The sequence below is a fragment of the Nocardiopsis sp. NPDC006139 genome, assembly GCF_040614155.1.
GTDB classification, from domain to species: Bacteria; Actinomycetota; Actinomycetes; order Streptosporangiales; family Streptosporangiaceae; genus Nocardiopsis; species Nocardiopsis changdeensis.
This window is the reverse complement of the sequence record NZ_JBEXTT010000009.1, coordinates 259,383-269,257: the sequence shown is the minus strand read 5'-3', so window position 1 is coordinate 269,257 and position 9,875 is coordinate 259,383. Positions and strand designations below refer to the sequence as shown.

Below are 9,875 nucleotides of genomic sequence, written 5' to 3'. Positions count from 1 at the left end.
ATCGGGGACACGATCCGGGTGTCGCTGTCGGCGCCGCCGGCCGAGGAGGTCAAGGTCGGCACCCAGATCCTGGAGTCGCTGGGGTTGCGCGAGCGGGGGCTGGAGATCGTCTCGTGCCCCAGTTGCGGGCGGGCGCAGGTGGATGTGTACACGCTGGCGGAGGAGGTCACCGCCGGGCTGGAGGGCCTGGAGGTGCCGCTGCGGGTGGCGGTGATGGGCTGCGTCGTCAACGGTCCGGGTGAGGCGCGTGAGGCGGATCTGGGGGTGGCCTCGGGCAACGGCAAGGGGCAGATCTTCGTCAAGGGCGAGGTGATCAAGACGGTGCCGGAGTCCAAGATCGTGGAGACGCTGATCGAGGAGGCCATGCGGATCGCCGAGGAGATGGGCGAGGCCGGGGTCGAGCCCGGCGAGCCCACCGTCGCCGTCGCAGGCTGACACCCGCCCCACACTCACACCACGGCCGCGCCCCACCGGGCGCGGCCGTTCGTGTTCCCCCGTCCGCCGCAGGCGGCTGCCTGCCACGCGTGCTCATTGCGGCCGCGCCCCTACCGGGGCGCGGCCGTTCGTGTTCCCGCGCCCGATGGGGGAGCCCTGGCGGTGTCGTCCCGGCCCGCGCGGACCGGGACGGGGCGGCGCCGGGCGGCGGGACCGTTCGGGAAGGGGAGTTTCCCGTATACGTGCAGGTCACCCGTGTGTCATCACACAGCGTGATTTAATGTGGCATCCATCACGTCGATGTGCGTTTTCTTGCGCTGGGACGCATGTTCCGCGCGCGCATTCCGGATAGACGCAATGAATGTGGGTCATGTTACCCAGGTAACGCGGCTACCGTTGCTGAGGGCATTTTCCCTCCGTTAACGGACAGGGGAGCGCCCGTCCCCCCACACCGCACCCCACCCGGGGCTCCTCAGCGTGCCCGCGTCCGGGGAGCGGTGTGCCCGCGTATGAAACGAGGAGTGACACGTGGTCGACCAGAAGACCCCCGCGGACGCCCCCGGGGTGCCCGCGCGCCCGGGCGGTGCGCCCGCGCTTCGGGAGCGCCTGACCAGGCGCAAGCCGGTGGAGAAGCTCGTCGCCGAGACCGAGGGCGCCGCGGGCGCCGGCCTGCGGCGGCACATGGGCTTCTGGCAGCTGTCCATGATCGGCATCGGCGCGACCCTGGGCACCGGCATCTTCGTGGTCCTGGGCGAGGCCGTGCCCGTCGCCGGCCCGGCCGTCATGATCTCGTTCGTGCTGGCGGGCGTCACCGCCCTCTTCTCCGCCCTGGCCTACGCCGAGATGGCGGGCATGATCCCGGCCTCCGGCTCGGCCTACTCCTACAGCTACGCCACCATCGGCGAGTTCATGGCGTGGATCTGCGGCTGGTGCCTGATGCTCACCTACGGCGTCTCCGTGGCCGCCGTCGGCGTGGGCTGGGGGCAGTACATCAACGAGCTGCTGCACCTGACCACCGGCCTCTCCCTGCCGCCCGCCGTCCTGGCCGGGCCGATGGAGGGCGGGCTGGTCAACCTCCCGGCCGCCATCGTCGTCCTGCTGTCGATGTTCGCCCTGCTCGCCGGGGTGCGCGAGAGCAGCCGTGTCAACGCCGTGATGGTCACCATCAAGATCGGCATCCTGGTGATGTTCGTGGCCATCGCCGTCACCGCAGTCCAGGACGGCAACTTCGCCCCCTTCATGCCCATGGGCATGGCGGGCGTCAGCGCCGCGGGCGCCACCCTGTTCTTCTCCTACATCGGGTTCGACTCGGTCTCCACCGCCAGCGAGGAGGCCAAGAACCCGCAGCGCGACCTGCCCCGCGCGATCATGTTCTCGATGATCCTGGTGACCGCCATCTACTGCCTGGTGGCCTTCGCCGCGGTCGGCGCGCTGAACTGGACCGACTTCGTCGACGGCGAGACCTCGCTGGCCGGCATCCTCACCCGGGTCACCGGCACCCCGATCTGGGCCGTCATCTTCGCCGCGGGCGCCGTCCTGGCCCTGGCCAGCGTCGTCCTGGTGGTCCTCTACAGCCAGACCCGCATCCTCTTCGTGATGTCGCGCGACGGCCTGATCCCCAAGGCGTTCTCCAAGGTCGACGCCAAGGGCACCCCGCGCCTGAACACCGTCATCACCTCGGTGCTGATCGCCGTCCTGGCCGCGTTCATCCCGCTGGGCCCGCTCGCCGACGCCACCGCCATCGGCACCCTGTTCGCGTTCGCCCTGGTGAACGTGGCCGTGCTGGTGCTGCGCCGGACCCGCCCCGACCTGCCCCGCGCCTTCCGGGTGCCGGGCGCTCCGGTCACCCCGGTCCTGGGCGTCCTGGCCTGCGCCTACATGGTGGCCAGCATGGGCGCGAGCGTGTGGATCGCGTTCGGCGCGTGGCTGGCCGTGGGCCTGGTGGTCTACTTCGGCTACAGCATGAAGCGCTCCGCGCTGGAGGCCGAGGACACCGTCGAGGTCCGCTCCTGAGCCGAGACGGAGCCCACGGAGGGGGTCGGGATTCCCGGCCCCCTCCGCCGTGTTCCAGGGGTGGGCGCCGCCGGGGCCGACGCACGTGTTCGGTGCATATGTGCACACAGACGCAAAGAAACACATCAATGCGTCGAAAATACGCAAAGCATCTGATGTGCGACGCACACTTCGGACGGGTGCCGCCGCCTAGAGTGGACCCGGCCTCGCAGCCGCCCCACCAGCGGCGATGAGACCCCCGACCCCGCGGCGACGGCGCCGCGGACACCAGACCCGAGGGACGGAGGAGCGGATGGCACGGCGGACCCTGCGCGTGGCCCTGGACCAGGGCACCGGCCGCAGCGGCGACCCCGCCGACGCCCTGGCCCGCCTCTCCGACCGGGCGCGCGCCGCCGCCGACGCGGGCGCCGACCTGCTGATCGGCCCCGAGATGTCGCTGACCGGCTACAACATCGGCGCGGACGTCGCCCGCCTGGCCGAGCCCGTCGACGGGCGGCTGGCCGCCCAGGTCGCACGGATCGCCGCCGACACCGGTGTCGCGATCGTCCACGGCTTCCCGGAGCGGGACGGGGACGCGGTGTACAACACCGTCCTGCTCACCGGCCCGGACGGCGCCCGGCTGGCCGCCTACCGCAAGACCCACCTGTTCGGCGACCTCGACCGCGGCGCCTTCGCCCCCGGGGACACCCCGGTGGTCCAGGCCGACCTGAACGGCGTCCGCCTGGGGCTGCTGGTCTGCTACGACGTCGAGTTCCCCGAGCCCGTGCGCGCCCACGCGCTGGCCGGGACCGAGCTGCTCGTGGTGCCGACCGCCCTCATGCTGCCCTACACCGACGTGCCCGCCCGCATCGTCCCGGTGCGGGCGCTGGAGAACCAGATCCACCTGGCGTACGTGAACCGCTGCGACACCGAGGGCGACCTGCGCTACGCGGGCCGCAGCGCCCTCGTCGCCCCCGACGGCACCGAGACCCTGCGCGCCGGGGCCGGCGAGGAGCTGCTCGTCGGCGACGTCGACCTCGGCGCCATCGCCCGCGCCCGCGAGGGGCAGTCCTACCTGGACGACCGCAGGCCGGGGCTGTACGGCTCCCTGAGCCGCGACCGGGCCCGCACCCGCTAGACCCACGGCCGTTCCCGGCCGCACCGCCACCACCGCCACACCGACCCTGGAGGGGATTCATGACGTCTGCCGTGCCCACGGCCGCCGGCACCGGCCCGGTGCAGGACCCGCCGCTGAACATGTGCGGACCGGACTTCCCGTTCGCCTACGACCGGTACCTCGAGCACCCCGCCGGGCTCGGGCAGATCCCGGCGGAGCGGCTCGGGACCGAGGTGGCGGTCATCGGCGGCGGCCTGTCGGGCATCGTCACCGCCTACGAGCTCATGAAGATGGGGCTGCGGCCGGTCGTGTACGAGGCCGACCGGATCGGCGGCCGCCTGCGCACCGAGCGCTTCCCCGGCGTCGACGAGGAAGAGGTCGTCGCCGAGATGGGGGCCATGCGCTTCCCGCCCTCCTCCACGGCGTTCTGGCACTACGTGGACCGGGTCGGGCTGCGCACCGAGCCGTTCCCCAACCCGCTCGCCCCCACCACCCCCAGCACCGTCGTCGACCTCAAGGGCGAGTCGCACTACGCGACCACCCTGGCCGACCTCCCTGAGGTGTACCGCGAGGTCGCCCGCGCCTGGGAGCGGACCCTGGAGGACGGGGCGCAGCACTCCCGGATGCAGCGCGCCATCCGCGAGCGCGACGTCGCGACCCAGAAGGAGATCTGGAACGAGCTCGTGGAGAAGCTCGACAACCAGACCTTCTACGGATTTTTGTGTGATTCTCCGGCTTTCGCTTCCTTCCGCCACCGTGAGATCTTCGGACAAGTGGGATTCGGCACCGGTGGCTGGGACACCGACTTCCCGAACTCCATCCTGGAGATCCTCCGGGTCACGTACACGGGCGCGGACGACGACCACATGGGCATCATCGGCGGTGTCCAGCAGCTTCCCCAACGGCTCTGGGAGGACGCCCCGGACAAGCTCGTCCACTGGGCGCAGGGCACGACTCTGGCGAAGCTGCACGCGGACGGTCCGCGCCCGGCCGTCACGGCCCTTCGCCGCACCGCGGCGAAGGGCTCGGCGGCGGGCAACATCACCGTGACGGACGCGTCGGGCTCCACCCGCACCTACGCCGCGGCGGTGTTCACCGCGCAGAGCTGGATGATGCTGTCCAAGGTCGACTGCGACGAGTCGCTGCTGCCGATCGACCACTGGACCGCGATCGAGCGCACCCACTACATGGAGTCCTCCAAGCTGTTCGTGCCGGTGGACCGGCCGTTCTGGAAGGACAAGGACCCCGAGACCGGGCGCGACGTCATGAGCATGACGCTCACCGACCGGATGACCCGCGGCACCTACCTGCTGGAGGGGCCGGACCCCGACGGGCCCGCCGCCATCTGCATGTCGTACACCTGGTGCGACGACTCGCTGAAGTGGCTGCCGCTGTCCCCGAACGAGCGCCTGGAGGTCATGCTGGCCTCGCTCGCCAAGGTGTACCCGGGCGTGGACATCCGCTCGCACATCACCGGCGACCCGGTCACGGTGTCGTGGGAGGACGAGCCCTACTTCATGGGCGCCTTCAAGGCCAACCTGCCGGGGCACTACCGGTACCAGCGCCGCCTGTTCACGCACTTCGCGCAGGACTCGCTGCCGGAGGAGTACCGCGGACTGTTCCTGGCCGGCGACGACGTGTCCTGGACGGCCGGCTGGGCCGAGGGCGCGGTGCAGACGGCGCTCAACGCCGTGTGGGGGGTGATGCACCACCTCGGTGGCGCCACCGACCCGACGAACCCGGGCCCGGGCGACGAGTTCGACGAACTCGCGCCGGTGGCCCTGCCCGAAGGCTGAGGTCAGGGGAGACCTCTGCGACAGGACCGGTGGGCGCGCGGAACCGCGAACCCCGCGCGCCCGCGCACCGGTCCGTCGCGAGCCGATGGGAACGTGCACCCCGGGGCTATGGGGATGGCCCCGGGGTGTTCCCGTGCCCGGACCCGGCCGCTCAGCGCAGGGTGAGCGGGGTCTCGGAGTCCAGACGGGTGAGCTTCTCCGGATTGCGGACGTAGTACAGGCCGGTGATCAGGCCGCCCTCGACGCGGGCCGCCATGATCCCGTCGAACTCGCCGTCCAGGTGGATGGCCAGCGCGGGGTGGCCGTTGACCATCGTGGCCCTGCCGGTGACCGCCGAGCCGACCTTGCGCAGGCCCCCCATGGTCGCCCGGACCACCCGGTCGGCGCCGACGATCGCGTTCGGCACGGCCCGCTTGATGCCGCCGCCGTCGCCCACGAGGACGACGTCGGGGGCGAGCACGTCCATCAGGCCCTGGAGGTCCCCGGTCTCGAAGGCACGCCGGAACGAGTCCAGCACCGCCCGGCCCTGGTCGGGCGCGACCGTCTCGCGCGGGCGGCGGGCGTCCACGTGGCGCCGGGCCCGGTGGGAGATCTGGCGGACCGCCGCCGACGTCTTCCCGACGGCCGCCGCGATCTCGTCGTAGCCGAGGCCGAAGGCCTCCCGCAGCACGAACACGGCGCGCTCGGTGGGCGACAGCGTCTCCAGGACCAGCATGAGCGCCATCGACACGCTCTCGGCGAGCTCGACGTCCTCGGCCACGTCGGGCGAGGTGAGGAGGGGTTCGGGCAGCCAGTTGCCGACGTAGGACTCGCGGCGGCGCTTGAGCGTGCGCAGGCGGTTCAGGGCCTGGCGGGTGGTGATCCGGACCAGGTAGGCACGCGGTTCGCGGACCTGCTCCCGGTCGACCTCGGCCCAGCGCAGCCAGGTCTCCTGGAGGACGTCCTCGGCGTCGGCGGCGGAGCCGAGCATCTCGTAGGCGACCGTGAACAGCAGGTTGCGGTGGGAGACGAAGTCCTCCGTCGCCGGATCGGCCCGCCGCTCCCGCCCGGTGTCCTCCACGGTCCTCATCCCTTCACGGGCTCGGTGGCGGAGCGCTGCCGGAGCAGGCGCTCGCGGTGGCCGCCGTCCCCGAACCGCACCCGGCGCTCGCCGGGCCTGCGCGCCTCGTCGGACAGCTGCCCGACGATGCCCCGGCAGATGTACTCCTTGATCCTCCCACCGGCCCGGCCGGAGATGTGGGCTCCGCGGGCGACGTCGTTGCGGTGGGCGATCTGGAAGATACCGGTACGGCGGCCGAGGCTGATGCACTGGGCGGCGAACATGACGGTCAGGGGCTCGGGCGCCCGCCCCTCGATCCGGGCGAGCACCGTGTCGGCGGCCTGCGGGCCGGACTGGACGGCCGCCTGGCAGCTCATCCGGACGGGGAGGCCCGACGGCGCGGCGGCGTCGCCGGTGGCGACGATGTGCGGGCTGTCGAGGCTGGTGTAGGTCTCGTCGGTGAGCAGGCGGCCCTCGGCGTCGGTGCTCAGGCCGCTGTCGCGGGCCAGGCGCGGGACGGAGAAGCCGGCGGCCCACACGGTGACCGCGCTGGGCAGTTCCCGGCCGTCGGCGAGGCGGACGGAGGCGTCGGTCACGGCGGTCACCCGGGAGCCGGGGCCGTCGAGGACGGTGACGCCCAGGGCCGCGAGGCGGCGGGCGACCGAACGGCGGCCGCGCGGGTGCAGGTAGGGGCCGAGCAGGCCGCCGCAGGCCAGGGTGACGGGGTGCCCGGTGGCCTCGGCCAGCTCGGCGGCGGCCTCGATCCCCGTGGGGCCGCCGCCGACCACGGTGACGGGCGCCGCCGCCGGGGCCGCGTCCAGGACACGCTTCAGGGCGCGGGCCTCCTCCAGGCTGGCGAGGGGGTGCGCGAACTCGGCGGCGCCGGGGACGCCGGCTACGGCGCTGGAGCTGCCGACGGCGTAGACGAGGTGGTCGTAGTGGAGCGGATCCCCTGCGGCCAGTTCGACGGTGCGCGCGGCCGCGTCGATCCGCGTGGCCGTGTCGACCACCAGCCCGACGGCGGGGGCGAGCACGTCGGCGTAGTCGACGACGGCCCCGTGGGTGTCGGCGGCCAGCTGGTGCAGGCGGATGCGGTCGACGAAGGCGGGTCGCGGGTTGACCAGGGTGACGGCGAGGTCGGTGCGCCGGGTGAGGCGGTTGGCGGCGAGGACGCCGGAGTATCCGCCGCCGATGACGACGACTCGGGTGTTCGCGGTCATGGTGTCTCCTCCGTTTTCAGCGGGTCGACCACAGGACACCGGCGGCCCGCGGTCTGTGACACCGTGCCGGGGGATCCGCGGCACCGGACCGGAAAAAAGGGACGGGGGCGGCGCCACGCCGCCCCCGCCCCGCCGGGCCCGGAGTCACATCCCGGGGCCGCCGGGACGTGTGCCCACCGCGAAGCGGGTGCGGGCCGTCGCCCGCAGGCCCTCCCGGGTCACCGCGGGTTCGAGGAGGGCGAAGGCCCTCTCCCGGAACTCCTCCAGCAGGTCGGCCGGCAGCCTCTCGTAGAAGGACCGGACGTTGACCGTCCAGGTCCACTCCCACCAGGCGGAGACGTCGGCGAAGACGAACTCCGAGTCCTCCTCCACCACCCGCACGTCGGCGAACCCCGCGTCGGCGAGCAGCCTCCCGGTGTCCATGCCGAAGGCCGGCCTGCGCCCGGCGGCCGTCCCGGCGCGCAGCGCGAACGAGCGGAACAGCTCTGACAGGGCCGCGCGGTCCCCCGGCATGAGCTCCCGCATGGGAACGGAGACCCCGCACCGCCCGCCGGGGCGCAGCGCGCGCAGGAAGCCGCGTGCCGCGGACCCCGGGTCGGGCATGAGGAACAGCGCGAACGCGCACAGCACCCTGTCGTAGGAGCCTTCGGCGACGGTGAGCGCCTGGGCGTCCATCCGGGCCGCCGTGGCGTTCGCCGTGCCCCGCCCGGCGATGTCGGCGGCCAGCTGCGCGACCATGCCCTCGGACAGGTCCACCCCGTGCACGGCACCCGCCGGGCCCACCCGCTCGGCCGCCGGGAACAGGCAGGCCCCGCGGCCCGCGGCCACGTCGAGCACGCGCTCCCCCGGCAGGGGGTCGACCAGGTCGACCAGGCGGTACCCCAGTACGGCGAAGTGGCCGACGTGCGGGTCGTATCCGGCGGCGCACCTGTCGTACACGGAGTCCCACGTGGTTGTGGTCATCGGCGCCGCTCCCCCCGCGCCAGTTCCGCCAGCCCCTCCGAGACCGTCTCGGCGACCGTGTCGATGTCCTGCCGGGTGTGCGCGGTGCTCAGGAACCAGGGCTCGGCGGGCACGGGGTGGAAGTACACGCCCCGGCGCTGGCAGGCCGTCTGGAGGAGCCGGTGCCCGGCCTCGTCCACCTCGCCGGTCGCGGGGTCGGTGAGCGCCACCGACATCATCGAGCCGACCCGGCCGATCCGCGCGGTGCGCCCGGCGCCGTCGACGGCCTCGCGCACCCGCGCCTCGGCGTGGGCGCCGATCCCGTCCAGTTCGGTGTACAGCGCCCCCGCCGACCGGATCTTGGCCAGCGTCGCGGCCACCGCCCGCAGGGCCGCGTGGTTGCCCGAGTAGACCCCGGCGTGGAACGCCTCGTACCGGGCCAGCGGCTCCATCACCTCGCGCGACCCCCCGAAGGCCGCGACGGGGAACCCGCCGCCCATCGCCTTGGACACCACGGTCAGGTCGGGCACGACGCCGTACAGCTCCTGGCCGCCGCCCCGGGCGACCCGGAAGCCGGTGATCACCTCGTCGAAGACCAGCAGTGCGCCGTGCTCGCCGGTCAGGCGGCGCAGCAGCTCCAGGAAGCCGGCGTCGGGCACGACCACGCCGTCGTTGGCCAGGACCGGCTCGCACATCACCGCGGCCAGTTCGGCCCCGTGGTCGGCGAACACCTTCTCCACCGCTGCCGCGTCGTTCCAGGGGGCCTGGAGGGTGTGCTCCATCGCCTCCGGGATCATCCCCGCAGCCCCCGGGGCGGGTCGGCGGCCGTCGCCCCCGCGCGACCGCAGGAGCGTCTCGCTCCAGCCGTGGTAGTGGCCCTCGAAGGTCAGCACGAGGGTCCGGCCGGTGACCGCGCGCGCGAGGCGCACCGCCGACATCAGCGCCTCGGTGCCGGAGTTGGCGAACCGGAGCCGTTCGACGCCGGGCACCAGCTCCGCCACCAGCCCCGCCGCCTCCCGGTCGATCCGGTGCGGCAGCCCGGTCATGTGCCCGCGGCCGAACTGGGCGGCGATCTGCGCGGTCACGTCCGGGTCGGCGTAGCCGAACAGGTGGGGGCCGTAGCCCATGTTGACGTCGATGAGCTCGTTGCCCTCGATGTCGCGGACCCGGCAGCCGGAGGCCGAGTCCACGACGATCGGCTCGATGATCCCGCGGGCCCGCATGTTGCTGCTGACGCCGCCCGCCACGAACCCGTGGAGGTCGGCGTAGGCGGCCTGGTTGGACAGTCCCGTCCTGGGGCCGTCGATGGTGGTCATCATGGTCCTTTCCGTCAC

The 9,875-nt window shown here is 73.1% G+C and carries 8 protein-coding genes; 4 read left to right on the top strand and 4 right to left on the bottom strand.

What is annotated here, in order from left to right:
* The 4 genes from ABZ249_RS15015 to ABZ249_RS15000 all read left to right on the top strand — a co-directional run.
* A partial coding sequence (locus ABZ249_RS15015) for a flavodoxin-dependent (E)-4-hydroxy-3-methylbut-2-enyl-diphosphate synthase (protein WP_355262441.1) occupies positions 1 to 435 on the top strand: 435 nt, incomplete at its 5' end.
* A 528-nt stretch (positions 436 to 963) separates the two neighbouring features.
* The gene (locus ABZ249_RS15010) at positions 964 to 2,448 is read left to right on the top strand and encodes an amino acid permease (protein WP_220565214.1); all 1,485 of its coding nucleotides are present in this window, start codon (positions 964 to 966) and stop codon (positions 2,446 to 2,448) included.
* A 292-nt stretch (positions 2,449 to 2,740) separates the two neighbouring features.
* Positions 2,741 to 3,565 (top strand): carbon-nitrogen hydrolase family protein, encoded by an 825-nt coding sequence (locus tag ABZ249_RS15005; RefSeq protein ID WP_355262438.1) that lies wholly within the window; start codon positions 2,741 to 2,743, stop codon positions 3,563 to 3,565.
* Positions 3,566 to 3,624: 59 nt separating this feature from the next.
* Complete coding sequence (locus tag ABZ249_RS15000) at positions 3,625 to 5,340, top strand: NAD(P)/FAD-dependent oxidoreductase (protein WP_355262436.1); 1,716 nt, start codon at positions 3,625 to 3,627, stop codon at positions 5,338 to 5,340.
* Positions 5,341 to 5,491: 151 nt separating this feature from the next.
* Here the strand turns inward: ABZ249_RS15000 and ABZ249_RS14995 are convergent, their stop codons facing one another.
* The 4 genes from ABZ249_RS14995 to ABZ249_RS14980 all read right to left on the bottom strand — a co-directional run bounded on the left by ABZ249_RS14995 (position 5,492) and on the right by ABZ249_RS14980 (position 9,875).
* Positions 5,492 to 6,409, bottom strand: a complete 918-nt coding sequence (locus ABZ249_RS14995; protein ID WP_220565217.1) for an RNA polymerase sigma-70 factor — start codon at positions 6,407 to 6,409, stop codon at positions 5,492 to 5,494.
* Complete coding sequence (locus ABZ249_RS14990; protein WP_355262432.1) at positions 6,406 to 7,599, bottom strand: FAD-dependent oxidoreductase; 1,194 nt, start codon at positions 7,597 to 7,599, stop codon at positions 6,406 to 6,408. The genes ABZ249_RS14995 and ABZ249_RS14990 overlap by 4 nt, the downstream gene beginning before the upstream one ends.
* Positions 7,600 to 7,743: 144 nt before the next feature.
* A complete protein-coding gene (locus tag ABZ249_RS14985; protein ID WP_355262429.1) occupies positions 7,744 to 8,562 on the bottom strand; it encodes a class I SAM-dependent methyltransferase in 819 nt (272 codons plus the stop codon).
* The gene (locus ABZ249_RS14980; protein ID WP_355262426.1) at positions 8,559 to 9,875 is read right to left on the bottom strand and encodes an aspartate aminotransferase family protein; all 1,317 of its coding nucleotides are present in this window, start codon (positions 9,873 to 9,875) and stop codon (positions 8,559 to 8,561) included. The genes ABZ249_RS14985 and ABZ249_RS14980 overlap by 4 nt, the downstream gene beginning before the upstream one ends.